Origin of the sequence: Planomonospora sp. ID67723, assembly GCF_015711605.1 — a bacterium.
Taxonomy (GTDB): domain Bacteria; phylum Actinomycetota; class Actinomycetes; order Streptosporangiales; family Streptosporangiaceae; genus Planomonospora_A.
This window is the reverse complement of record NZ_JABTEZ010000002.1, coordinates 1,287,009-1,310,954: the sequence shown is the minus strand read 5'-3', so window position 1 is coordinate 1,310,954 and position 23,946 is coordinate 1,287,009. Positions and strand designations below refer to the sequence as shown.

Below are 23,946 nucleotides of genomic sequence, written 5' to 3'. Positions count from 1 at the left end.
ATGGGGACGACACTGGACCTGGTCCGGCAGTGGTGCGAGCGCACGCCCGAGGCGGTCGCCGTACGCGCGCCCGACGGCGAGCTGGCCTACGGCGCGCTGTGGCGGCGGGCGGAGGACCTGGCGGCGGTGCTGCGGGAGCGGGGTGTGGGGCCCGAGACCCCCGTCGGGCTCTGCCTGGAGCGCAGCACCGGGATGCTCGTCGCGGTGCTGGCCGTCTGGGCCGCGGGCGGCGCGTACGTCCCGCTCGACCCCGGCTTCCCCGCCGACCGGCTCACTCTGACGCGCGAGGACGCGGGGGTCGGCCTGGTGCTGACCCAGCCCGGGGTGGACCGCGCCCTGCTGGAGGGCGTGCCCGAGGTGATCGAGCTCTCCCCCGGCGGCGTCGCCTCCCTCCCGGCCGGTACGGCCTCCGCCACCGGTGCGGCGGTCTCCCCTGCCGCCTCCCCCGCGGGCGACCTGGCCTACCTGATGTACACCTCGGGATCCACGGGCCGGCCCAAGGGCGTGGCCGTCCCGCACGGCGCGGTGGTCAACCTGCTGGAGTCCTTCGCGGCCCGCCTGGGGCTGACCTCCGGGGACGTCTGGCTCGCGGTGACCACCCTGTCCTTCGACATCTCGGTCCTGGAACTGCTGCTCCCCCTGACCTGCGGCGCGCGCGTGGTCGTCGCGTCCGGGACCGCGGACGGCCGGGCCCTGCGGGAGCGCGCGATCGCCGAGGGGGTCACGGTCATGCAGGCCACCCCGGCGGGCTGGCGGATCCTGGTGGAGTCCGGCGGGGTCCCGGAGGGAATCGGCACCCGCCTGTGCGGCGGCGAGGCGCTCCCCCGCGACCTCGCCGACGCCCTGCTCGGCGGCGTACCCGGCGACGGCGTGCGCCCTGCGGACGCCCCGCACGGGGACGGGGTCCGGCTGTGGAACGTCTACGGTCCGACGGAGACGACCGTGTGGTCCTCGGCGGGCCTCGTCGCGCCGTCGCCCGCGGCCGTCGACCTGGGCGAACCCATAGCCCGCACCCAGCTGCACGTCCTGGGCCCCGACGGCCTGCCGGTGCCTGCCGGGCAGGTGGGCGAGCTGCACGTCGGCGGGGCCGGGGTGGCCCGGGGCTACCACGGCATGCCCGCGCTGACCGCCGCCCGTTTCCTCCCGGACCCCTTCGCCGGCCGGCCCGGGGCCCGCATGTACGCCACCGGCGACCTCGTCCGGATCACGCCCGCCGGCCGCCTGGAGTATCTCGGCCGCGCCGACCAGCAGGTGAAGATCCGGGGGTTCCGGATCGAGCTCGGCGAGATCGAGACCGTCCTGCGCTCCCTGCCCGGCGTACGGCAGGCCGCCGTCAGCGCGTGCGAGGGCCCGGACGGACTGCCCCGTCTGGTGGCCCACATCGTCCCCGAGACGCTCCCCGTACCCGGCGGACTCTGGCGGGAGCTCCGCGGACGGTTGCGCAGGCGCCTGCCCGAGTACATGGTCCCCGCGCACCTGACCGTGCTGAAGTCCCTGCCGCTCACGCCCAACGGCAAGCTCGACCGCGCGGCGCTGCCCCGCCCCGAGTGGTCCAGGGCCGCGACCGCCGCCTACCGGGAGCCGCGGGGCGCCCTGGAGGCCGACTTAGCCGCCATGTGGGCCGAGGTGCTCGGCGTCACCGAGCCGGTCGGCGCCGACGACGACTTCTTCGACCTCGGCGGGCACTCGCTGACCGCCACCCAGATCATCGCCAGGATCCAGGAGCGCTTCGCGGTCGCGGTGCCGATCGCGCTGCTCTTCGAGCACCCCACCGTCGCGGGGCTCGCCCGGGAGATGGACCGCCTCGATCCCGACGACCTGGACCTGGCCGAGGTCGCCGCGCTCCGCGACCAGTTGGACGGCCTCAGCGCCGAGGACCTGGAGGCCCTCTTCGACGAACTGGCGCCGGGCGCATGAGGGCGCCCCTCTCCCCCGCTCAGGAGCGGCTCTGGCTCCTGCACCGCATGGACCCCGACGACGCCTCCTACATCGTTTTCCTCGTACGGCGGCTGCACGGCCCGCTCGACGAGGGCGCGCTGCGCGGGGCGCTCTCCGACCTGGTGGCCCGGCACGAGAGCCTGCGCACCCGCTTCGTGGAGGTGGACGGCGTGCCGTGGGCGGTCGCGGAACCCGCGGGACCCCCCGGCTCGCCGGGGTCCTCGAGCTCTCCGGACGCACTGAGATCCCCGGACGCGCCGGGACCGCCGGGACCGCTGTCTCTCGAACGGCTGGCGGCCGACGGGCCGGAGGAAGCCGAGCGGCTGGTGGCCGAGCGGGTCAACGCGCCCTTCGACCTGGCGGCGGGGGCGCCCGCGCGGGTCACGTTGATCAGGCTCTCCGGCGACGACCACGTGCTCTGCTTCACGCTCCACCACATCGTCGCCGACGGGTCGTCGCTGAACGTGCTCTTCGACGACCTGAGCGCCTGCTACACGGCTCGTGTCCGGGGGCGGGAGCCGCGGCTGCGCCCGCTGCCCGTCCAGCCGAGCGACTACGCGCGCTGGCAGCGCCGCAGGGTCGAGCGGGCGGTGCCGTACTGGCAGGAGAAGCTGGCCGACCCGCCCTCTCCCGAGCTGCCCTTCGACCGCCTCCGTGAGGACGTCCGGCCGGGGCACGGCGCGTTCCGCCACATCCGGGTGGACGCCGCGGTGACGCGCGAGCTGGACCGGCTGGCCAGGGAGCGGCGGACCACGCTGTTCGCGGTCCTGATGGCGGCCTACCAGGTACTGCTGTTCCGGCACACCGGTCAGGAGGACGTCCTGGTCGGCACGGCGGTCGCGGGCCGCGACCGGGTCGAGCTGGAGCCGCTGGTCGGCTACGTCGCCCAGACCGTCGTCCTCCGCGGCGACCTGAGCGGGAACCCGCCGTTCGCCGAGTTGCTCGGCCGTACGCGGAACGAGGCGCTGGAGGCGCTCGGCCGGCCCGGAGTGCCCTTCGAGCGGATCGATCACCCGCTGGGCACGCTGATGCCGACCATGTTCATCCTGCACAACCAGAACGACGGCGCTTTCCCTCCCTTCGGCGACCTGACGGTGTCGGGGTTCGCCGACGGCTACCGGCAGGTCAAGAACGACCTGCTCACCGAGGCCTGGTGGGACGGCGACGAGCTGATCGTGTCGTTCTGCCACGATCCCGGCATGGTCGCACCGGCGACGATCCAGCGCCTGGCCTCCCGTTTCGCCCTTCTCCTGGAGTCGATCGCGGCCGACCCCTCCGTGCCGATCGCGGAGCTGCGGATCTGGACTGACGACGATCACGCGGCGATCCGGGAGCTGGCCGGTGACGGCGCGGCGGCGCCCGGCCCCATGGTGCCCGAGCTGATCGGCGCCGCCGTACGGCTCCACCCCGACGCCGTCGCGGTGGTCTGCGGCGAGCGGTCCGTCACCTACGGCGAGCTCCACGCGGGGGCGGAGCGGCTCGCCGCCGTGCTGCGCCTGCGCGGGGTGCGGCGCGGTGACGTCGTCGGCGTCCGCCTGCCCCGCTCGGTCGAGGCGATCACCGCGCTTCTGGCGGTGTGGCTCGCGGGGGCGGCCTACCTGCCGCTCGACCCGGACGATCCGGACGAGCGGCTCGTCTCCTCCCTGGAGAATCTGGCGCGGACGGGTGACGGGCCCGCCTACCTCATCACCACGGGCGGCGGCCCGGAGTCCGCCGTCGTGATCGGCCCCGCCGAGACGGCCCCGGCCGCGGAGGCCCTTGAGACGGATCCGGCGGAGACCGTGGAGTCGGACCCCGCGGACGCCGCCTACGTCATCTCCACCTCCGGCTCCACGGGAGCGCCCAAGGGCGTTCTGGTGGAGCACCGCGGCGTGGCCGCCCGCGTGCGGTGGATGCGGCGGGAGTACGGCCTCGCCCCCGGCGACCGCGTCGTGCAGTTCGCCTCGCTGAGCTTCGACGCGCACGTCGAGGAGGTGTTCCCGACCCTCGCGGCCGGGGCCGCGCTGGTGCTGCTGCCCGACGGCGCCGCGACCCTGCCCGACCTGCTCGCCTCCCCCGCGGGCTCCGGGGTCACCGTCCTGGACCTGCCCACCGCCTACTGGCACCGCATGGTGGAGGAGATGGAGGCGATCGCCTGGCCGCCGGCCCTCCGCCTGGTGATCCTCGGCGGGGAGCAGGTCGCCTCGGCCGCCGTGGGCCGCTGGCGCGCCCGTTTCGGCGACGGTGTCCGGCTCGTCAACACCTACGGCCCGACCGAGACCACGGTGATCGCCACGGCGGCGGACCTCGGCCCCGGCGCGGCCACCGGCCGGGTGCCGATCGGCGTGCCCGTCGGGGCGGCCTCCGTCCGCGTGCTCGACGCGCGGGGCGAACCCGTGCCGCCGGGCGCCGTGGGAGAGCTGGTCGTCGGCGGGGCCGGGGTGGCGCGTGGTTATCTCGGCCGCCCCGCGCTCACCGCCGCCGCCTTCGTGCCCGACCCGTACGGCCCGCCGGGCGCGCGCCGCTACCGCACCGGGGACCGGGCGCGGTGGCGCGCCGACGGGCGGCTGGAGTTCCTGGGACGGTTCGACGACCAGGTCAAGGTCCGCGGCTTCCGGATCGAGCCCGGCGAGGTCGAGAGCCATCTGCTGGCCCATCCGGCGGTGGGTCAGGCCCACGTCGCCGCGCGCGGCGACGATCTCGTCGCCTACGTCACCGGCACGGCGTCTCCCGACGAGCTACGCGTCCACCTCGGCGGGTCCCTCCCCCGCCACCTCGTGCCGACCCTGTGGGTGCACCTGGACGAGTTGCCGCTCACCACCAGAGGGAAGATCGACCGTGCCGCCCTCCCGGATCCGGGGCGGGTCTCCGCAGCGCGGGCGGCGCACGTGCCGCCCCGCACCGACGCGGAGCGCCTGGTGGCGGCCATCTGGTCCGAGCAGCTCGGCGTCACCGCCGTCGGCGCGCTCGACGACTTCTTCTCCCTGGGCGGCCACTCGCTGCTGGCGACCAGGATCGCGGCCCGGCTGCGTGCCGGGACGGGGCTGGAGGTGCCGATCCGGATGGTGTTCGCTCACCGCACGGTCGCGGCCCTCGCCGCGGCGGTGGAGGACCTCCTGGTCGAGGAGCTGTCCGGCCTCACCGACGAGGAGGCGGTCGCCCTGCTCGGCCGGGTGCCGTGAGCGCGGCGCCCGGCCGCCGCGACCGCGCCGATGGAGACCCGCGGCACGGTCGTGGCGGCCGGCGTCCGCCGGACGGATGGCGGTGGCGCCCGCCTCAGGACATGAAGATCACTCGGTCGATCACGCCGTCCTTGACACGGTAGGAGACCAGCAGGTCGAAGTCGCCGCGGGCGGTGCCGACCGCGTGCTCGTGGTCGACCACCCAGTCGCCCTCGGCGACCCGGCCCAGCAGGTCGGCGTGGCAGGACCTGGCGGTGAACTGCGGCGAATACCGTTCGCGCAGGTAATCGTGGCCCTTGCCCTGGACCTGGTCGCCGCTGAGCACGACGACGTCCTCCGCGTAGCACGCGAGGAAGGCGTCGAGATCATGGGCGTTGTAGGCGTCGAGCTGGCGCTGGGCGAGATCGGAAGGCGTGGCGGTCATGCCGCACAGCATCCCAGGCCGTCACACGGAGCAGGACACCGCCCGGGGCGTGGCGAGACCCCGGACGCCTCCGACAGGCTTCGTGACCATGACCACGGACGTCAGGTACAACCCCGTGGACGGCTGGATGTTCATCGTCCTGGGCGGTGCGGGCGCGATTCTTCAGATCTGGCCGCTGCTCCTCGGGACGTTCACCGCCTTCATCGTCTTCTCGGTGTCCTTCCTGGTCGCCGGCTGGAAAGCACTGGTCGCGGCCGTGAACCGGTGGAGCGGCACGAGCGGGCCGGTGCTGTCACAAGTCGCCGACGCGCGGGATCAGCTCGGTCAGCACCCACAGGGCGAGACCGAGGCCGATGAGGTTGACGCGGGCGGAGCCGATGTTGAAGGCGGCCAGCAGGAAACAGGCGAGAGCGGCTACGAGCAGGATCACGGTGATCATGTGAGGGACCTTCCTGTGCGGTAGCAGGTCGGAATACCCTTGATCAGCACGGTCATGCAGGGGAGGGCGTCCGGTCGGGTTGCCAGGTCGCGCCGGAGACGCCCACCGCTGCCGGAAGCCGCCGGCGCCGCCTCCGGCGGATCCACCCGGCGCGGCATCCGGACACGGATCAGACGGAGCCCGGAGAGGCTCGGGGCTGGAGGCCGTCTCCGGTTCCGGGGCGGATCAGGGCGCGCCCCACTGCGGCCCGACGCCGGCACCGGCCCGCACCGCCGACGGCACGCCCGCCGGGTCGTCGAGCGTGTACGGGTAGTAGATGCGCGGCTCGACGACGCTTCCCGCGGTCTCGGGGGCGCCCGAGTTCGCGTAGATGTTGTTGCGCTGCACGGCCCGGCCGGGGCCGCTGTCGGCGTAGCCGCTCGCCGAGATGAGGGGGCGGGGGACGCCCTGGAAGTAGTTGCCCTCCACCAGCACGCCGGCGTCCTCCGTCGAGGCCACGCCGTACAGCTCGTTGCCCAGGAAGTAGTTGTTGAAGACGTGGACCGGCTCGCCGAACCGGACGCGGGGGTGGCGCTGGCGGCTGTTGTCGAAGAAGTTGTGGTGGATGGTCACCTTGAGGTGGCCCACGTCGGTGCCCGCGGCGCCGTCGGAGTGGCTGATCAGCATGCTCTTGTCGGAGTGGTCGAAGTGGTTCCACGACACGGTGACGTAGTCGGCGCCGCGCACCACGTCGATGGAGCCGTCGACCGCACCGGAGAAGGTGTTGTGGTCGATCCAGATGTGGTGCGACTCACGGCCGACGTTGATGGCGTCGTCCTCGGCGCCGGTGAACCGGAGGTTGCGCACGATCACGTTGTGGGACCGGTAGAAGTCCAGGCCGCCGCCGGTGATGTGGCCGGAGGCGCCGACGCCGATGATGGTCTTGTCGGGTCGCACGCCCTGCTTGCTGGTGATGGTGATCGTGCCCGCCACCCGGATGACGAGCCTCTCCTTGCTGTCGATGTACTCCAGGAACTCCCCGGCGGTGGTGGCGGTGACCGTGCGCCCGCCGGCGCCACCGGTGGTTCCGTTCTGGCCGAGGGCGTTGACGGAGGCGAAGCCGACGGGAGCGTCGGCGGCGGACAGGGCCGCGCCCGCGCCGGCCTGGTGGGGATGCGTACCGGCCCGGGCGATGGCGCCCAGGCCGGTGAGCGCGGCGGTGAGGAGGACGGCGGCGGACAGAGCGGTGGTCAGGTGCCGCAGGCCCGGGCCTCGGCGGGTGCTGGTGGTCATCTGCCTCAGATCTTTCCGACTCCGGGGCCGGCGGCCACGATGACCGGCGGCGGCGGGGTCCGCGGTGTACGGATAGGGGTGCGCGGCCCGGTCACGGTGCCGCGGTTCCCGGCGGGGGCGGTTGCGGGCGACGAGGATGTCGCCGCGCCCGACCGGCCGGCCGAAGCCGCCGCGGGGATCCGCCCGGGCTGGATTTTTGACGCCGTGGAAGTGGCCGTGGTGGCAGGTCGCGTGCAGCCGGCCGATGTCCCGCGGCCGGCGTCCTCGTCCGGGAGGGCGGCGTCAGCCGGTCGCGGTACGGGATCCGGCGCGAGGCGGGGCCCGGCACACCGTGGAGGCGGTCGGGCGGGGGTGGCGGAGGCGCATCGCGGAGTCGGGCGCCCGCAACCGGGCAGAAGCGGCGGGTGAGACACCATCCCTTTCCGTCGAGGGAAATGGAAAGCGCTTTCCTTGACTGAGGCGAACATACTTTAACAACTCACGCCAGTCAACGGTAAGGGTGCGGAACGACCCCTCCGCGGTCCCGCGGGGGAGGGCGCCCTCCTTTCTCGAGAACCTTTCCCCTCCCCTCCGGACCGTCCTCACCTGGGAGGACATCCGCACCCCGGCCGAACGGAAGTGCGGATGCGAACGGGACGCTTGACCCGCTCCGCTTGGAGGCGTACAAGTGCGGAAGACCCGGATAGCGCTTTCCCTGACTTCGTACCAGAGCGTCCGGCCGGGTCCACGCACGGCCGGACGCACCGGCGGAACGGGAGGTTCCACAGTGCGAAGAAGGAGAGGGCGCGGCGCTGTCACGCTGCTCGCCGCGTTCACGGCGGCCGTCACGGCCACGCTGTTCGGGGCGCTGACGCTGACGGCGGTGCCCAGCGCGTTCGCCGCCACGCTGTTCGGCGACGACTTCGAGGACGGCGACGCCACCGGCTGGTCCAGGTCCGGAGGAAGCTGGTCCGTGGTCGCCGACGGCTCGCGGGTGTACCGGCAGTCCGGCACCAGCGCGGACGCCCGAGCCGTGGCCGGCGCCGGCTGGGCGAACCAGGCGGTGCAGGCACGGGTGAAGCCGATCGCGTTCAACGGCGCCGGCCGGCACGTCGCGGTGCTGGCCAGGGCGCAGAGCACCAGCAGTTACTACTTCCTGGGCCTGAGCAACACCGGCTCGGTCGTCCTGGGCAAGCGGCTCGGCGGCGCCCCGGTGACCCTCGACTCGGCACCGGCGACCGTGACCCCGGGCACGTGGCACACCCTCAGGCTGGAGGCGTTCGGCACGACGCTGCGCGGCTTCGTCGGCGGCGTGGAGGTCGTCTCGGCGACGGACGCGTCCATCGCCTCCGGCAGGGCGGGCCTGGCCGGCCACTACGCGAGCGCCTCGTTCGACGACGTGCTGGTGACCGACGTCGCCGGGCCGAGCCAACCGCCCTCCCCCACGGCCACCCCCACGGTCACCGTGCCCCCGGGATCCTGCGCCGCTTCGGGGGCGCCCGGCGGCTTCGCCTCGGTGAACGCCTGGGGTCAGAACGGCACCGTGGGAGGCGCGGGCGGGCCGACCGTCGAGGTCGACACGGCCGGCGAGCTGATCTCCGCGATCGGCCGGAGCGGCCCCCTGAACATCTGCGTGCGCGGGATGATCACGGTTCCGGCGGGGATGCACAACGTCGCCTCGGACAAGACGATCGTGGGCATCGGCTCCGACGCCGGCATCAGCGGCGGCGGGCTCACCATCGGCCTGCCCGCCGACAACGCGGTCACCTCGCCGCCCGCCGACGCCGTGCACAACATCATCATCCGCAACCTGACGTTCCGCGGCGCCAGCGACGACGCGATCAACGTGCAGATGTTCTCGCACCACGTCTGGATCGACCACAACGACCTGTGCTGCGGCTACGACGGGCTGGTCGACATCAAGCGCGGCTCGTCGTACATCACCGTGTCGTGGAACCGCACGCACGACCACACCAAGAACATGCTGCTCGGCCACGACGACGGCAACGCCGCGCAGGACACCGGCCGGCTGAAGGTCACCTACCACCACAACTGGTTCGACCGCACGCCGCAGCGCAACCCGCGCGTGCGGTTCGGCGAGCCGGTGCACGTGTTCAACAACTACTACCTGTACAACACCGACACCGGGGTGGCCTGCCAGGCCAACGCCGGCTGCCTGGTCGAGGGCAACTACTTCGAGCGGGTCGAGGAGCCGGTGACGAACTCCTACGCCGGGCCGACCGGCAGGTGCGTCGCGCGCAACAACGTGTTCGTCGAGGATTCCGGCGCGCCCGACTGCAGCGGCGGCGTGCAGGAGGCGTCCGCCTACTACCGCTACACCCTCGACGACCCGGCCTCCGTGAAGGCGATCGTCACCGCGGGCGCCGGGGTGGGGAAGATCGGCGGCTGACCTCCCCGCCCGGTCCGGGTCCCGGCGGGCGGCGCACTCCGGCGCCCGCCGGGTGGTCTGGCGCGCCGGCCGAACGGCGGGCGGGGCCACCGGGGCGGGCGACGGTTTCAGCCGTCGCCGGCCGGGGCGAACGCCGCGGCGTGGTCGCGGATGAAGTCGGCGATGCCGCGCGGCGGATGGCCCAGAAGGTCGGCGACCGTATCGGTGGTGAAGTCTCCCCAGCCGGAGACGTACGCCTGCGCGTACTCCTCGAGCATGTCGACGATCCATTCCGGGACGCCGTGGCCGAGCAGGGTCTTGCGCTTGGCGTCGTCGCCGACCGGCAGGTACGTGATGGACCTGCCGAGAGCGAGACTCAATTGACCGGCGACATCGTCGAACGTCAGCGGGCGCGGGCCGGTGAGGGTGTACGTCTCGCCGTGGTGGCGATCCGGGTCGTCGAGGAGCACGCGGGCAGCGCACTCGGCGATGTCGCGTACATCGATCATGCCGATCCGCGCCGAGGCCATGTTCAGCGAGAACGCGCCGGTGGCGGAGATGTCGCCCGCCTCGTTCAGGAGGTTCTGCATGAACCAGTGCGGACGCAGAATCGTCCAGCGCATGCCGCATCGTTCGATCTCCCGGTCGGACAACGCGTGCAGCCTGCCGCTGCGGTTCGGCGCGTCGTGTGCCGCGCCGACGACGGACAAGCGCACGATACGCTCCACACCGGCCTGACGTGCGGCCCACACGGCGTTCATGTTGTTCTCCGGAGCGCGCGGGCCGTTCGGGGTGAGCAGCCACACGTCCTGCACGCCCTCGAAGGCGGGCGGCAGCGACCGAGCGTCATCGAGGTCACCGGCGAAGACCTCGGCGCTCCGCCCGCGCGGGCCGTCCGCTGCGGACTCTTCGCGGACGAGAGCACGCAGCTTCACATCGGCCCCTTCCAGCGCGTTGATCAGTGCGGTGGACACGGTTCCGGTGGCTCCGGTGATCAGCACGGTGCGTGACACGTTCATTCTCCCTTGGTGGTAGCGGGGACACGGACCAGGTTGCGGCCGGCAGTGAGGCGCTCCAGGACCCAGAGCGCGACGGCCCCGGCCGAGAAGGTGGCGCCCAAGGCGCACACGCCGGTCCAGCCGCCGTGCACCCAGACCACCGAAGCCAGCGCAGACCCCACCGCGCCGCCGGCGAAAAGGCAGGTCATGAAGGCGGAGTTGATCCGGTTGCGGGCCTCGGGCCGGAGCGCGTAGAGGACGTTCTGACTGCTGTTGAGCACCGCCTGATGCGCCAGATCCAGCACGATCACGCCGACGAGCAGCCAGACCAGCGAGCGCGCGCCCGCCGCGATCGCCGGCCAGGACGCCACCAGCAGGACCGTCCCGGCACCGGTCACGATCTGTACGTACCCGCGGTCGGCCAGCCGCCCCGCCACCGTGGCGGTCAGCGCGCCCACGGCACCGACCAGCCCGAAGAGGCCGATGGCTGCCTCCGACCAGCCGTACGGCGACCGCACCAGCAGGAAGGTCAGCGCCGTCCACAGCACGCCGAACGAGGCGAGGCTCAGCGCGCCGATACCCGCCCGCCACCGCAGCAACGGCTCGTGCCGGAACATCGCCGCCGTCGAGCGCAGCAGACCGGGGTAGGACCGACGTCCGCCGTCTCCGCCGAGCCGGGGCAGGAAGGCGCGCAGCAGTACGGCCGTCAGCGCCATCAGGACCGCGTTCGCCCAGTAGACCGTCCGCCACCCGCCCAGCTCCGACAATGCTCCGGACGCGGTGCGCGCCAGCAGCAGGCCGAGCATCAGCCCGGTCATCACCGTGCCGACCACCCGGCCGCGTTCGGCCGGGGCCGCCAGCGTCGCCGCGAACGGCACCACGACCTGCGCTCCCACCGAGGTCAGCGCGGTCAGGGCCGTAGTGGCCAAGAGCACCGTGCCGTTGGGGGCGGTGGCCGACACCAGCAGGAACACCGCGGTCGCCGCGTAGAGCGACACCGCCAGACGCCGCCGCTCCACCAGGTCGCCGAGCGGCACCAGCAGGATCAGCCCCAGCGCGTACCCGGCCTGGGCGGCCGTCACCACCAGCGCCGCCGACGACGGCCCGACCCCCAGCTCCCGGCCGATCAGGTCGAGCAGCGGTTGCGCGAAGTAGTTGCCCGCGACCGCCAGCCCGGTCGCCACCGACATCAGCAGGAGCAGCCCGCGCGGCAGGCCGCCGTCCGGGTGAGGTCTCATCGCCGTCATGCCCCCAGCCTCGGCGATGGATGATCAATGAGTCCAACACATGTTTGTCATCGCATCAATCGCGTATCACGATTGATCCATGGAGCTTCAGCAAATGCGCTATGTCGTCGCCGTCGCGGAGACGGGCAACTTCACCCGTGCCGCCGAGCAGTGCCTGGTCGTCCAGTCCGCGCTGAGCCACCAGATCGCACGGCTGGAACGTGAGCTGGGTGCCAGGCTGTTCGACCGCACCAGCCGTCGCGTCCGGCTGACCCCCGCCGGCGAGGCCTTCCTCCCCGCGGCCCGTCAGGCTCTCGACGCCGCCGAACGAGCCCGCGCCGAGGTGGCGGCCGCCGCCGGCGAGATCCGAGGCCGGCTCGCCATCGGCGCCATCCCCACCGTCACGGCGGTCGATCTCCCGACCGCGCTGAAGCACTTCCATCTGCGCCATCGGCAGGTGCGGATCAGCCTCCGCTCGGGCGGGAGCGAGGAGCTGATCGAACGGGTACGGCAGGGCACCCTCGACGTCGCGTTCCTGGGACTGCCCGTGGGCGCACGCCCCAAGGGCGTCCGCGGCCGCGAACTGGCGCGCGGCGACCTCCTCGCCGTGATGGCGCCCGACCACCCGCTGGCGGACCAGGAACATCTGGACCTGCACCGGCTGGCGGACGAACCGTTCGTCGACTTCCCCGCGGGCAGCGCCGCGCGGGCTCAGTCGGACGAGGCGTTCGCGGCGGCCGGAGTCCGGCGCGAGGTCGCCTTCGAAGTGACGACCGTGGACTTCATGGCCCGCCTGATCCGGCAGGGCCTGGGGACCGGGATGCTGCCCGCCGCCTTCGTGTCCGAGCTCCCCGACCTGCCCACCGTCCGGCTCCGCGACGCTCCGGCCCGCGCGGAGCATCTCATCTGGAGCCGCTTCCGGCCCTCCCCCGCCGCCGCGGCCTTCCTGTCCGTACTGGGCGTCTCGGCGGCGGAGTCTTCAAGACCGCCGAGCGGCGATGAGCAGTGAGCCCGACGGGTCCTCCCTCTCGGACACGGACGCCTTCTGCGGACGGATGCTAGTCCCACACGACCGACCACACGATCGCGCCGTACGGCACTTCCGGAATGTCGCGGTAGACGTCCACCAGCTCCGGGATGACACCGTCGGCCTCGAACCCCTCGATCCACGCAGTACAGGCGCTCTCGTCCGCCGTCGTGCAGATGGCGACGGCCTCCCCGGCCAGTTTCCCCAGGTCGAGTGTCTCCGGATGCGGCTGCACCCGGACCCAGGCGACATCCTCGCGCTGCTCGATTGCGCGCAGACACCCGACCAGTTCCGCCAAAGGCGGCCGCCCGTAGCCCCACTGGTTGGGTGCGATGCATTCTTCGTCGTCATTGCCGTCGAAGAACTCGTCCAGGGTGAGCAACGGCATCACGCCTTCCTCACCGGTGCGTCTGATCACTTCGGCAGCGGAGATCACAGAGGGATCCTCGCATACCGGAGGGCGGAAACAGGCCCGGGACAGCCAGCCGGTTGATCATCGCACTCCTCCTGGGTGAGCCAGCGCAATGATGATCGCCGTATCCGGCTCAGTGCAAGACGAAGCGCACGATTTCGCGGCCGAGGCGCTCGCCGGCGTCCTCCTGCAGGAAGTGACCGGCCCCCTCCAGCACCGGATGGTCGATCCCCCGCGCGCCCGGCACGAGGCTCTGAAACACTCCGGCCATGGGGCCGGTGATCGGGTCGCGGTCGCTGAAGGCGACGAGGAAGGGCTTGCTCCAGGTGCGCAGGACCTCCCAGGCGTCACGGTTCGGCTGGGCCTCGACGTCGTCCGGTTCGGCGGGCACCAGACCCGGCATGGCCCGGGGGCCCGCCTTGTAGGCGGTGTCGGGAAAGGGCGCGTCGTAGGCGGCCAGGACCCCGGGCGGCAGCGTGCTCGTGCAACCCGACTGGATACCGCGCGGCACGTCGAACTCCGCACCCGCGCCGCGCACGGCCTCACGGAAGCGCAACCAGGTCTCCGGCATCGGGAAGTCGCCGGTCGGCAGGCCGGTGTTGGCGGCCACGATCCGCGCGTAGCGGTCAGGGTCGGCGACGACCAGGCGCAGACCGATGAGACCGCCCCAGTCCTGGCCGACGAGCGTGACGTCCTTCAGACCGAGGGCGTCGACGAACGCGGCCGTCCAGGCGATGTGGCGGGCGTAGGTGTGGTCGGCGATCGCGGCCGGCTTGTCGGAGCGGCCAAAACCGATCATGTCGGGGGCCACGGCGCGGCAGCCGCCGTCCACCAGCACCCGGATGACGTGCCGGTACAGGAACGACCACGACGGCTCGCCGTGCAGGAGCAAGACGACGGGCCCCTCGCCCTCGTCGACATAGGCCATGCGCGGGCCGTCGGGCAGGTCAACATAGCGGGGTGAGTAGGGAAAGTCGGGCAGGTCGGCGAAACGCTCGTCGGGAGTCCGCAGCACATCCATACGTGCATGCGTACCAGAACATTTGTCTACGGACCACCGTGTGCGCGACTCCGTCGTCGGATTCCTCAGGACACTAGTGGCCGCCACCCGCCAGGTTGAGGCCGACGACGCCGACGAGGATGAGAGCGACCGAAGCGATCTTGATGAGGGACGTGTCCTCTCCCAGGAAGACCATGCCCAGCGCGGCGGTGCCGACGGCGCCGATGCCCGTCCACACGGCGTAGGCCGTACCGACGTCCATGCTCTTGAGGGCGAGCGCGAGAAGACCGAAGCTGAGGACGGCGAAGACGACGAAGCCGATGCTCGGCAGCAGTGCGGAGAACCCGCTGCTGAGCTTGAGCGAGTAGGCCATGGCGACCTCGAACAGGCCGGCGGCGATGAGCATGGGCCAGACCACGACGGCTCCCCTCCTTCAAGGGGCGTCGTCTTTGCAGGCCGGGTACGGCGCGTCTCGTCCGGACGGACCCCGGTCGGGCCCGTACCGGCGACAACGCCGGCGGCCACGCGCGTGTTCCCACGGACGGGGAACACCCTTCCCATCAATGCTCTGAGCCGGGGAAACACTCCACTTGCCCGGGCCGGCGGGCGGGGTTCCCGCGGAAACTCGTGGCGCTCACGCCGAAGTGCGCCCTGAAACGGCGGGCGAAGTGGTTCTGGTCCGGCCAGCCGACCAGATGTCCGATGCAGGAAACCGGGTGGTCGGTCTGCACGAGCAGCATCGCCGCCCGTTCGGCCCGGAGGCGCATGAGGTAGGCCATGGGAGGCATGCCGACGCTCGCCTTGAACAGGCGCACCAGGTATCCCTGGGTCAGGAAGGACGCCTCGGCCAGCTCACCGAGTGACCAGCCGTGTCCCAGATCGCTCTCCATCAGCCGGATGACCTCGGCCACCGCGGGGGGAAGCGCCGGTTCTGCCGCTCCGTCCCCGCCGTACGGTCCGGTCCCGGCTCGGGTGAGCACGCCGAGGAACAACAGGAGCCGCCCGATGAGATCGGCGCGGTGGGAGGTCGCGGATTCGGCGGCCAGTTCGCGCAGGGCGTCGAGATGCGCGACGCAGTCGGCCAGCGCCTGCGGGTCGAGAACCGGCTCGCGGCGGTCCGGGATCCCTGCGGGCCGGCCGACCGGTGGAACAGCCGGTTTCACCCGGTAGCGACCATCGTGCCCGTCACCGCCGCCGACGAACAGCCGGACGAGCAGCCGATCCTCCCCGATCCAGGCCAGTTCGCGTAGAAGCAGGCCGGGCCGCAGGCCGCAGCCGTACAGCTCCAGCCGGTCACACCCCTCATAGGCGTGCCGTGTTCCGGCGGGCAGAAGGATGACGCTGCCCGGCAGGACGCGGTGACGTCCGGCGGGCGTATGGTGGGCCGCCTCCCCCGCCGTGACGACGGCGATCTCGGCGTGGGAGTGCGTATGCGGGATCCCGGCCGCGGGTCCGGGCCGGAAGCGGCCGATCCGCAGATCAGGGGTGCCGGTTTCCCGGCAGGCCGTCCGGTCCTCCCTGCCTCCGGTCCGGTGCGGAGCGGCCCGGCGGCGCGCACGCGGGGCCGCCGGTCGTCCGCCGGTCACGGGATCACCGTGCCCGGAGCGGGGGACCGGCGAGGAGTCCGCACAGGCGGGAAGGACCTCTCCGACGAGCGGATCCGCCTCGGCGGCAGGAGCGCCGGCGACGATCACGTTCATATGAGTCTCCTTCCGCGAGCGGGTCAGGGGGCCGGGGCCGCCGGCGCGAACGAGGCGGGGTGGCCGGCAGGCACCGGCCGGGCGGGCCGGGTACGGGAGTTTCCGCAGACGGCCCGCCCGTGCGGCCCTTCTCACTCTGGGGCATCGGAATTGATTTGAGAAATAGATAAGCAGCATGGACGCATCCATCAGGCGGATGGCCGGTCATCCCGTGACTCTGCACCTGCGCGCCGGAGGCGTGCCCTCCGCCCCGGAGGACGCGCACCATCCGCCGGTCACCGCGAGGACCTCGCGGGCGGTGCTTCAGCGGAGCTCGTCGCGCATCGCGACGGACCGATGGGTGAACTTCTTGCGGTAGCCGGAGGGGTTCATGCCGAAGTGGGCCTTGAACCTCCTGGCGAAGTAGTTCGGGTCCCCCCAGCCCACCTGCTCGCCGATCTGGGCGATCGGCTCCTCGCCGAGCAGGAGCAGGGCCGCGGCGGTCTCCACCCGCTGCCTGGCCAGGTAGGCCATCGGCGGTAAGCCCGTCGCGGTCTTGAACAGGCGCACCAGGTATCCCGGCGTCAGATGCAGACGGTCGGCCAGCTCCGTCAGGGTCCAGTCGTGGGCCACCCTGGCCTCCATCAGCCGCATCGCCCGCACGACGGCCGGATGAGCGGGACCGGCCGGCTCTTCGGCGCCCTCCCGCGCCTGGGCGGCGGCGCGCGCGAGGTTGCCGAGGAAGACCGACAGGTGGCCGATGATGTCGCCGCGGTGGCGGGAGATGGGGCGCGCGTGCAGCCGGTCCAGTCCGTCCAGGTGGGTCAGGCACTCGCCCAGAGCCTCCTCGGAGAGCCGGAAGGAGAGCGTGCCCCTGCGGCCCATCGAGTACGGGCCGGTCCAGAGCAGGTGGCCCAGCAGCGCGTCCTCCCTGCTCCAGGCGAGTTCCCGGTGCAGCAGGTCGACGCTGAAGCAGCAGTTGTACAGCTCCAGCCGGTCGCACTCCTCGTATCCGTGCCAGGCGCCGGGCCGCAGCAGGACGGCGTCGCCGCGGCTCAGCGGCTCCCTGCCCGTCGTCGTGTGGTGGACGGCGCTGCCGCCGGTGACGACCGCCACCTCGACGAAGCTGTGCGTGTGCGTGGGGAAGAAGCCGTGGTGGAGGTACCGGCCGGCGTAGGCGAGTGAGCCGTCGGTGAAGTAGAGCAGCCCTTCCGACTCCGCCACCGGATCGTTATGCATGGGCGCACCCTACATGTCCCTCTCCCGCAGGCCGAGGTTAATTTCGTCCTACTAATTGGTGAATAGCGGCCTATCGGCTTTCCCTCTCCGAGGTGCACGATCCAGTGCAAGCACTGAGAAACCTGCCGGAGACATCCGGTGCCGGACTGCCGGCTTCCGCAGCCGATTAAAACGTTCTATCGGCCGGGACCGTACGGGATGCCGTACGGCTCCTCCCGGCCGGGGCGTTCGGGGGTTCGGCGGCTCACGCGCACAGCCTTCACCACCGCGGTCGTCCGGCCGGTTCGATCAGACCCCCTGGGAGATGAAGTGAAACTCAAGGCATCACTGGCGCTGATCTCGGCGTCCCTCCTGCTGGCCGCCTGCGGCGGCGGCTCGGACGCGGAGCCCGCCGCCGACGGCGGTCCGGTCACCCTGTCCTTCCTCGTCGACAACGGCCGGCTGACCCTGGACGGCGCCAAGGCGCTCGCGGACGCCTTCATGAAGACCGACCCCGGCGTCAAGGTCGAGGTGGAGACGCGGCCGGGGGGCACCGAGGGCGACAACATCGTCAAGACCCGGCTCTCGACGGGCGACATGGCGGATGTGTTCTGGTACAACTCCGGGTCGCTGCTCCAGGCGCTCAACCCGGCCCAGACCATGGTCGACCTCACCGGCGACCCGGTGCTGGCGAACGTCCAGAAGGACTTCCTGCCGGTGGTGAGCCACGCCGGCAAGGTGTACGGCGTGCCGGCCGGCGCCGGCATGGGCGGCGGCATCCTGTACAACCGCGAGGTCTACGACAGGCTCGGCCTGAAGGTGCCCACCACCTGGGCGGAGTTCATGGCCAACAACGACAGGATCAAGGCGGACGGGATCACCCCGGTGATCTCCACCTTCAAGGACACCTGGACCTCGCAGCTGTTCGTGCTGGGCGACTTCCACAACGTCCGGGCCCAGGTGCCGGCCTTCGCGCAGGACTACACCGCGGGCAAGGCCAAGTTCGCCGCCACCCCGGCCGCCGCGGCGGGCTTCGAGCACCTGGCCGAGGTGCACGCCAAGGGCCACCTCAACAAGGGTTTCGGCTCGGCCACCGCCGAGGAAGGGCTGAAGATGCTGGTGGAGGGCAAGGGCGCGCACTACCCGATGCTCAGCGCCATGCTGCCGCCCATGCTGAAGGACACCCCGCAGGTCGCCACCGACATCGGCTTCTTCGGCATCCCGGGCACCGACCCGGCCGAGAACGGCGCCACCCTCTGGGAGCCGCCGGGCATCTACATCGCCAAGAGCACCGAGAAGCTGGACGCCGCCAAGAAGTTCCTGGCCTTCGTCGCCTCGCCCGCCGCGGCCGAGGCGGTCGGCAAGGTCGTCCAGCCCGCGGGGCCGTACCGGATCGAGGGCGCCACGCTCCCCGACGACGCGATCCAGGCCGCCAAGGACCTGCAGGCCTACATCGACAAGGGCGCGACCACGCCCGCGCTGGAGTTCCTGTCCCCGGTCAAGGGCCCGGCCCTGGAGCAGATCACCGTCGCCGTCGGCTCGGGCCTGACCCCGCCCGCCGAGGGCGCGGCCCAGTACGACAAGGACGTGGAGAAGCAGGCCAAGCAGCTGGGGCTGGAAGGGTGGTAACCCGGCACCGGCCGGACACCAGGGACGCCGGACCCCGCGACGGCGCGGGGCCCGGCCTCCCGGCGCGGCGCGCACACGCCCGCCGCGCCCGGCGGAAGACCGGCCCCGCCTACCCCTACGCCCTCTACCTCCCGGCCGCCGCCGTCTACATCGTGATCTTCCTGATCCCGACGGCGATGGCCTTCTACTTCGCGCTGACCCGCTGGACGCTGTTCGACAGCGAGTTCGTGGGCCTGGACAACTTCCGCGACTTCCTGGCCGAGCAGAACCTGAGCATCGGCTTCCGCAACACCGTCGTCTACGCGGTGGTCACCAGCGGCCTGAAGGTCGTGCTCGGGCTGGGCCTGGGCGTGCTGCTCACCTCGAAGCTGCGGCTGCGCGGCTTCCTGCGCTCGGTGGTGTTCTTCCCCGTGCTGGTCTCCACGGTCGCGGTCGGCATCACCTTCAGCGTGCTGCTCAAGCCCGGCACCGGCCTGGTCGACCGGGTCCTGGCCCTGGTCGGGATCTCCGGTCCCGACTGGCTCGGCGAGGCCGGCACCGCGCTGCTGTCGGTGGCGCTGGTGGACGTGTGGAAGGGGGTCGGCCTGGCCACCGTCATCTACATCGCCGGCATCCTGTCCATCCCCCAGGACTACTACCAGGCCGTCTCGGCGGACGGCGGCAACGCCTGGCACCGCTTCCGGCACGTCACGCTGCCGCTGTCCTGGCCGGCGACCTACTCGGTGATCATCCTGTCGTTCATCGGGGGCCTGCGCTCGTTCGACCTGATCTGGACGATGACCCGCGGCGGTCCCGGATTCACCAGCGACGTCATCGCCTCGATCATCTACAAGCAGTACCAGTCGGGTTTCTTCGGCCTGTCCACCGCGGGCAACGTGCTGCTGTTCGTCGTCGTCACCGCCATCGTGATCCCGCTCAACTGGTTCCTCGGCAGAAGGCAGGTCGCCCCATGAGAAACCTGCGCAGGGCCGGTGCCGAAGCCGCCGCGTTCGCCGTGGCCGCCGTGGTCTTCCTGCTCCCCTTCTCCTTCATGCTGCTGACGGCCGTCAAGGACGAGAAACAGGCCGCCGATCTGGACTTCTCCTGGCCGGCCAGCTGGCCGATCGTGGACAACCTCGTCGAGGTGATCTCGGCACGGGACTACGTGCTGCTGCGCGCCTACGTCAACAGCACGATCCTCACCGTGGCGTCGGTCACCCTGATCGTGGTGTGCGCCGCCATGGCCGGATACGTCCTGCAGCGCCGGACCGGGAAGATCGGCGCCCTGGCCAACTTCCTGGTGCTGTCCGGGCTGATCATCCCGCCGGCGATCGTGCCGACCATCTGGCTGCTGCAGGCGCTGGGGCTGTTCAAGACGCTGCCCGGGCTCGTCCTGGTCGAGGTCGCCTTCGGCCTGTCCTACGCGGTGCTGCTGTTCCGCGCGTTCATCGCGGCCATTCCCCGCGAGCTGGACGAGGCCGCGATGATCGACGGATGCAGCGGGTTCGCCCTGTTCTTCAAGGTGATCTTCCCGCTGCTCAAGCCGGTGACGATCACCGTCATCCTCACCCAGTCGGTGGCGGTCTTCAACGACTTCGTCAACCCGCTGTACTTCCTGCCCGGCGACGAGAACGCCACCGTGCAGGTCACCCTCTACAACTTCCAGAGTCAGTACAGCACCCAGTGGAACCTGCTGTTCATGGACATCGTGCTGATCACCGTTCCGCCGCTGCTGGCCTTCGTCTTCTTCAACCGCAAGATCGTCGCCGGCATGACCGCCGGTGCCGTCAAGGGCTGAGCACAAGGAGCACCACGCCCGTGACCTTCCTGAACGTCGCCACCCCCTCCTTCGAGCACCACCGCCGTCCCATCGGCATCGGCGAGAGCGCCCCGCGCCTGTCCTGGACCGCCACCACCGATATCCCCGGCTGGCGGCAGCGGGCGTACGAGATCGAGCTCAGCGACGGGACGACGACCGGCCCGGTCGACTCGGAGCAGTCGGTGCTGGTCCCCTGGCCGGGCACGAAGCTGGGCTCGCGCGAGCGGCGCGGAGCCCGGGTGCGCGTGCACGGACACGACGGTTCGACCAGCGGCTGGAGCCCTTGGTCATGGGTGGAGGCGGGACTGCTCGACCCGGCCGAGTGGCGGGCCGCGGCCGCCGTACCGCCGTTGGAACTGCTGGGCGCGCCGGCCGGTCCCGCGCTGCTGCTGCGGCGCGACTTCACCGTGCGCGCTCCGGTGGCCGGAGCCCGCCTGTACGTCACCGCCCACGGCCTGTACGAGCTGGAGATCAACGGGCGGCGCGTCGGCGACCACGTCCTGGCGCCGGGCTGGACCAGCTACTCCCACCGGCTGCGCTACCAGACCTTCGACGTGACCGCGGCTCTCGCCGTCGGCTCGAACGCCGTCGGCGCCTGGCTCGGCGACGGCTGGTTCCGCGGCAAGGTGGGCTTCGAGGGCGGCAGGACCCGGCTGTACGGCGACCGTACCGCGCTCATCGCCCAGCTGGAGATCAGCTACGCCGACGGCACCTCCGACCTGGTGGTCACCGATGGAAGCTGGCGCTGTGCACCGAGTCCCGTCACCGCCGCCGGCCTCTACGAGGGCGAACGGTACGACGCCCGGCTGGAGCACCGAGGCTGGTCCCTGCCCGCCTTCGACGACTCGGCGTGGGAGCCGGTCCACGCCGTGGAGCACGATCCCACCCTGCTCGTGGCGCCCACCGGGCCGCCTGTGCGCCGGATCGAGTACCGGGACGTGCGGGAGGTCATCACCTCCCCCTCCGGGAAGACGATCCTGGACTTCGGCCAGAACCTCGCCGGACGGCTGCACATCCGGGTTCGCGGCGAGGCCGGCCGTACCATCACCCTGCGCCACGCCGAAGTGCTGGAGGACGGCGAGCTGTGCGTGCGGCCGCTGCGCGCCGCCTCCTCCGTCGACAGCTACACCCTGCGCGGCGGCGGCGTGGAGGAGTGGGAACCGCGCTTCACCATCCACGGCTTCCGCTACGCCGAGATCGAGGGTTGGCCGGGTCCGATCGAGCCCGGGGCGGTCCGCGCCGTGGTCTGCCACACCGACATGGAGCGGACCGGCTGGTTCGACACCTCCGACGGTGACCTGAACCGGCTCCACGGCAACGTGGTGTGGAGCATGCGCGGCAACTTCGTCGACATCCCCACCGACTGCCCGCAGCGCGACGAGCGCCTGGGCTGGACCGGCGACATCCAGGTCTTCGCCCCCACCGCGACCTTCCTGTACGGCTGCGCGGGCATGCTGGCCTCCTGGCTGGCCGACCTGGCGGCCGAACAGGCCGAGCTCGGCACGGTCCCGGTCTACGTGCCGTGGATCCAGCTGCTGTTCCCTGCCGAGCCCGTCGCCGCCTGGGGCGACGCCGCCGTCATCGTGCCGTGGACCCTGTACGAACGCTACGGCGACCTGGAAATGCTGCGCAGGCAGTACCCCAGCATGAAGGGCTGGGTCGAGCAGTGTGCCGAACGCGCCGGAGACGAGCACCTGTGGGACGAGGGTTTCCAGCTCGGCGACTGGCTGGACCCCACCGCTCCCCCGGATCGCCCCTTCGAGGCCCGCACCGACCGCTTCCTCGTCTCCACCGCCTACCTGGCGCACTCGGCGCGCCTGCTGTCGGAGACGGCCGCGCTGCTGGGCGAGGACAAGGACCACCGCCGCTACAGCGAGCTCGCCGGCCGCGTGCGCGCCGCCTTCACCTCCGAATACGTCTCTCCCTCGGGCCGCCTGGTCAGTGACTCCCCCACCGCCTACGCGCTCGCCCTGCGCTTCGGGCTCATCGCCGGAGAGGGGCACCGCGCCCGGGCGGGCCGGCGGCTGGTCGAGCTCGTCCGGGAGAACGGTCACCGCATCGGAACCGGCTTCGTCGGCACACCTCTCATCTGCGACGCCCTCGTCGACGCCGGGGCCCCTGACGACGCCTACCACCTGCTCATGCAGCGCGAATGCCCGTCCTGGCTGTACCCGGTGGACATGGGGGCGACGACGGTCTGGGAGCGCTGGGACAGCATGCTGCCCGACGGCACCGTCAACCCCGGGGACATGACCTCCTTCAACCACTACGCTCTCGGCGCGGTCGCCGACTTCCTGCACCGCACGGTCGCCGGCCTGGCCCCCGCCGCCCCGGGATACCGGCGCATCCTGGTGCGCCCGCTGCCCGGCGGCGGCCTGCGCCGCGCCTCCGCCGCGCACCTGACCCCGTACGGCAGGGCGGAGGTGCGCTGGGAACGTGCCGACGGCCGCCTCCAGCTGGAGGTCGTCGTCCCCGCCGGTGCGACGGCCACGGTCGTCCTCCCCTCCGATCCCGCACGCGGGATCGAGGTCGGCTCCGGACGCCACCGCTTCCAGGACGCCTTCCGGGATCCCGCCGACGACCCGGCCGCCCGGCCTCCTGCCTTCTTCGGTCCGCCGGCAGCGGGCCTTCCGGCCCGCGTTCCCTGACATCCGCGGGCGCATGGGCCGGCGGGACCGGACCGGCGGACGGCGACACCCTGTTCGACGGCGGCCCGGGGGCGACCCGGCGGCCCCACTCGTCGTTCGACACCGTCATCGGCTCGATCGAGAAGCGTCTGTTGACGCTTCCTTCCGACACCGCGGTCCGCACTGGGCACGGCGCTGGTGCGCGAAACTCCACGCCTTACTGCAGAGGGAGCCATGATGGCCACCAGGGCGGGATGCAATTGCCCGGAGTTCCTTCGGCGGCTACGCCGTGAACAATCATTGCCATCGGACCGGCCGCAGCGACGAGAACGGCGATAAGCATCAGGACGGCCTTCAGCCAAACATGTCTCGCGAACCACGGCAGGTGGGCGATCAGGCTGATCGGCAAGGAAGCGAGAGCCGAGCCGCCTGCAACGATCGGAAATATGAGGAGGCGGCTCGTCGCCCAGACGAACCCGGCGAACCCTTCTCCGGCGCTCAGGTCACCGAGGCAATGGTGTTGCGTTCGAACCACCAGAACAATATCGACGAACGTCCCGAGCGTCGCGCAGGTCAACGCGACGGCGACCAGCATTCCGCAGCCCATGACCCAGAACGCATCATTCGTTCCCGGAGCGTTTCCCTCAGTCACGACGCAATCAAAACAGAATCCCATGACGGTCGGGCGCAGAGAGTGTGAGAATACGATGCAGAATCGCCGGATCCCACA

Annotated in this window: 19 protein-coding genes, 1 pseudogene and 1 riboswitch; of the genes and pseudogenes, 10 read left to right on the top strand and 10 right to left on the bottom strand. The window is 71.7% G+C overall.

Features of this window, described 5'->3' with window-relative positions; all coding sequences use genetic code 11:
* Positions 1-1,917 (top strand): non-ribosomal peptide synthetase, encoded by a 1,917-nt coding sequence (locus HS041_RS18530; protein ID WP_196441908.1) that lies wholly within the window; start codon positions 1-3, stop codon positions 1,915-1,917.
* A complete protein-coding gene (locus HS041_RS18525; protein ID WP_196441907.1) occupies positions 1,914-5,099 on the top strand; it encodes a non-ribosomal peptide synthetase in 3,186 nt (1,061 codons plus the stop codon). The genes HS041_RS18530 and HS041_RS18525 overlap by 4 nt, the downstream gene beginning before the upstream one ends.
* 94 nt (positions 5,100-5,193) lie before the next feature.
* Here HS041_RS18525 and HS041_RS18520 read toward each other — a convergent pair whose 3' ends face one another.
* Positions 5,194-5,523, bottom strand: coding sequence for a nuclear transport factor 2 family protein (locus HS041_RS18520; protein ID WP_196441906.1), 330 nt, complete (start codon positions 5,521-5,523; stop codon positions 5,194-5,196).
* An 88-nt stretch (positions 5,524-5,611) separates the two neighbouring features.
* Between HS041_RS18520 and HS041_RS18515 the strand changes: the two genes are divergently transcribed.
* On the top strand, positions 5,612-5,986 hold the full coding sequence (locus HS041_RS18515; protein WP_196441905.1) for a hypothetical protein: 375 nt from the start codon (positions 5,612-5,614) through the stop codon (positions 5,984-5,986).
* A 201-nt stretch (positions 5,987-6,187) separates the two neighbouring features.
* On the opposite strand, the gene HS041_RS18510 is transcribed toward HS041_RS18515, so the two are convergent.
* The gene (locus HS041_RS18510; RefSeq protein ID WP_196441904.1) at positions 6,188-7,234 is read right to left on the bottom strand and encodes a pectate lyase family protein; all 1,047 of its coding nucleotides are present in this window, start codon (positions 7,232-7,234) and stop codon (positions 6,188-6,190) included.
* Positions 7,235-8,000: 766 nt separating this feature from the next.
* Here HS041_RS18510 and HS041_RS40075 point away from each other — a divergent pair.
* Complete coding sequence (locus tag HS041_RS40075) at positions 8,001-9,623, top strand: pectate lyase family protein (RefSeq protein WP_196441903.1); 1,623 nt, start codon at positions 8,001-8,003, stop codon at positions 9,621-9,623.
* A gap of 107 nt (positions 9,624-9,730) precedes the next feature.
* Here HS041_RS40075 and HS041_RS18500 read toward each other — a convergent pair whose 3' ends face one another.
* Positions 9,731-10,621: an NmrA family NAD(P)-binding protein gene (locus HS041_RS18500; RefSeq protein ID WP_230879118.1), complete on the bottom strand. Its 891-nt coding sequence runs from the start codon at positions 10,619-10,621 to the stop codon at positions 9,731-9,733.
* Positions 10,618-11,847, bottom strand: a complete 1,230-nt coding sequence (locus HS041_RS18495; protein ID WP_230879117.1) for an MFS transporter — start codon at positions 11,845-11,847, stop codon at positions 10,618-10,620. The genes HS041_RS18500 and HS041_RS18495 overlap by 4 nt, the downstream gene beginning before the upstream one ends.
* A 79-nt stretch (positions 11,848-11,926) precedes the next feature.
* On the opposite strand from HS041_RS18495, the gene HS041_RS18490 reads away from it, so the two are divergent.
* The gene (locus HS041_RS18490; protein ID WP_196441901.1) at positions 11,927-12,835 is read left to right on the top strand and encodes a LysR family transcriptional regulator; all 909 of its coding nucleotides are present in this window, start codon (positions 11,927-11,929) and stop codon (positions 12,833-12,835) included.
* Positions 12,836-12,884: 49 nt separating this feature from the next.
* Here the strand turns inward: HS041_RS18490 and HS041_RS18485 are convergent, their stop codons facing one another.
* The 5 genes from HS041_RS18485 to HS041_RS18465 all read right to left on the bottom strand — a co-directional run bounded on the left by HS041_RS18485 (position 12,885) and on the right by HS041_RS18465 (position 17,183).
* Complete coding sequence (locus HS041_RS18485) at positions 12,885-13,289, bottom strand: YfbO family protein (protein ID WP_196441900.1); 405 nt, start codon at positions 13,287-13,289, stop codon at positions 12,885-12,887.
* A 109-nt stretch (positions 13,290-13,398) separates the two neighbouring features.
* A complete protein-coding gene (locus tag HS041_RS18480) occupies positions 13,399-14,286 on the bottom strand; it encodes a haloalkane dehalogenase (RefSeq protein ID WP_196441899.1) in 888 nt (295 codons plus the stop codon).
* Positions 14,287-14,359: 73 nt separating this feature from the next.
* A complete protein-coding gene (locus HS041_RS18475; RefSeq protein WP_196441898.1) occupies positions 14,360-14,683 on the bottom strand; it encodes a DMT family transporter in 324 nt (107 codons plus the stop codon).
* Between the two features lie 19 nt (positions 14,684-14,702).
* Positions 14,703-14,768: riboswitch (guanidine-III (ykkC-III) riboswitch) on the bottom strand.
* A gap of 57 nt (positions 14,769-14,825) precedes the next feature.
* Complete coding sequence (locus HS041_RS18470) at positions 14,826-15,965, bottom strand: AraC family transcriptional regulator (RefSeq protein WP_196441897.1); 1,140 nt, start codon at positions 15,963-15,965, stop codon at positions 14,826-14,828.
* Between the two features lie 303 nt (positions 15,966-16,268).
* Positions 16,269-17,183: an AraC family transcriptional regulator gene (locus tag HS041_RS18465; RefSeq protein WP_196441896.1), complete on the bottom strand. Its 915-nt coding sequence runs from the start codon at positions 17,181-17,183 to the stop codon at positions 16,269-16,271.
* Between the two features lie 309 nt (positions 17,184-17,492).
* Between HS041_RS18465 and HS041_RS18460 the strand changes: the two genes are divergently transcribed.
* The 5 genes and pseudogenes from HS041_RS18460 to HS041_RS38435 all read left to right on the top strand — a co-directional run.
* Positions 17,493-18,791: an ABC transporter substrate-binding protein gene (locus tag HS041_RS18460; protein WP_196441895.1), complete on the top strand. Its 1,299-nt coding sequence runs from the start codon at positions 17,493-17,495 to the stop codon at positions 18,789-18,791.
* Positions 18,785-19,744, top strand: coding sequence for a carbohydrate ABC transporter permease (locus HS041_RS18455; protein ID WP_196441894.1), 960 nt, complete (start codon positions 18,785-18,787; stop codon positions 19,742-19,744). Before HS041_RS18460 ends, HS041_RS18455 begins: the two co-directional genes overlap by 7 nt.
* Positions 19,741-20,568 carry a carbohydrate ABC transporter permease gene (locus HS041_RS18450; RefSeq protein WP_196441893.1) on the top strand — a complete coding sequence of 276 codons (828 nt, stop codon included), beginning with the start codon at positions 19,741-19,743 and terminating at the stop codon, positions 20,566-20,568. Before HS041_RS18455 ends, HS041_RS18450 begins: the two co-directional genes overlap by 4 nt.
* 20 nt (positions 20,569-20,588) lie before the next feature.
* Positions 20,589-23,237 carry a glycoside hydrolase family 78 protein gene (locus tag HS041_RS18445; protein WP_307845354.1) on the top strand — a complete coding sequence of 883 codons (2,649 nt, stop codon included), beginning with the start codon at positions 20,589-20,591 and terminating at the stop codon, positions 23,235-23,237.
* A 41-nt stretch (positions 23,238-23,278) separates the two neighbouring features.
* Positions 23,279-23,509: pseudogene (locus HS041_RS38435) on the top strand (MBL fold metallo-hydrolase); the annotation flags it as partial.
* On the opposite strand, the gene HS041_RS18440 reads toward HS041_RS38435, so the two are convergent.
* Complete coding sequence (locus tag HS041_RS18440) at positions 23,434-23,868, bottom strand: hypothetical protein (RefSeq protein WP_196441892.1); 435 nt, start codon at positions 23,866-23,868, stop codon at positions 23,434-23,436. The pseudogene HS041_RS38435 and the gene HS041_RS18440 sit on opposite strands and share 76 nt — an antisense overlap.
* Between the last annotated feature and the right edge of the window lie 78 nt (positions 23,869-23,946).

Excerpts from the sequence above, each read along its gene's own strand:
- HS041_RS18490 (WP_196441901.1), top strand. The coding sequence starts at position 11,927 with ATGGAGCTTCAGCAAATGCGCTATGTCGTCGCCGTCGCGGAGACGGGC.
- HS041_RS18495 (WP_230879117.1), bottom strand. The coding sequence starts at position 11,847 with ATGACGGCGATGAGACCTCACCCGGACGGCGGCCTGCCGCGCGGGCTG.
- HS041_RS18515 (WP_196441905.1), top strand. The coding sequence starts at position 5,612 with ATGACCACGGACGTCAGGTACAACCCCGTGGACGGCTGGATGTTCATC.
- HS041_RS18500 (WP_230879118.1), bottom strand. The coding sequence starts at position 10,621 with ATGAACGTGTCACGCACCGTGCTGATCACCGGAGCCACCGGAACCGTG.
- HS041_RS18520 (WP_196441906.1), bottom strand. The coding sequence starts at position 5,523 with ATGACCGCCACGCCTTCCGATCTCGCCCAGCGCCAGCTCGACGCCTAC.
- HS041_RS18450 (WP_196441893.1), top strand. The coding sequence starts at position 19,741 with ATGAGAAACCTGCGCAGGGCCGGTGCCGAAGCCGCCGCGTTCGCCGTG.
- HS041_RS18465 (WP_196441896.1), bottom strand. The coding sequence starts at position 17,183 with ATGCATAACGATCCGGTGGCGGAGTCGGAAGGGCTGCTCTACTTCACC.
- HS041_RS18470 (WP_196441897.1), bottom strand. The coding sequence starts at position 15,965 with ATGAACGTGATCGTCGCCGGCGCTCCTGCCGCCGAGGCGGATCCGCTC.
- HS041_RS18480 (WP_196441899.1), bottom strand. The coding sequence starts at position 14,286 with ATGGATGTGCTGCGGACTCCCGACGAGCGTTTCGCCGACCTGCCCGAC.
- HS041_RS18510 (WP_196441904.1), bottom strand. The coding sequence starts at position 7,234 with ATGACCACCAGCACCCGCCGAGGCCCGGGCCTGCGGCACCTGACCACC.
- HS041_RS18525 (WP_196441907.1), top strand. The coding sequence starts at position 1,914 with ATGAGGGCGCCCCTCTCCCCCGCTCAGGAGCGGCTCTGGCTCCTGCAC.
- HS041_RS18530 (WP_196441908.1), top strand. The coding sequence starts at position 1 with ATGGGGACGACACTGGACCTGGTCCGGCAGTGGTGCGAGCGCACGCCC.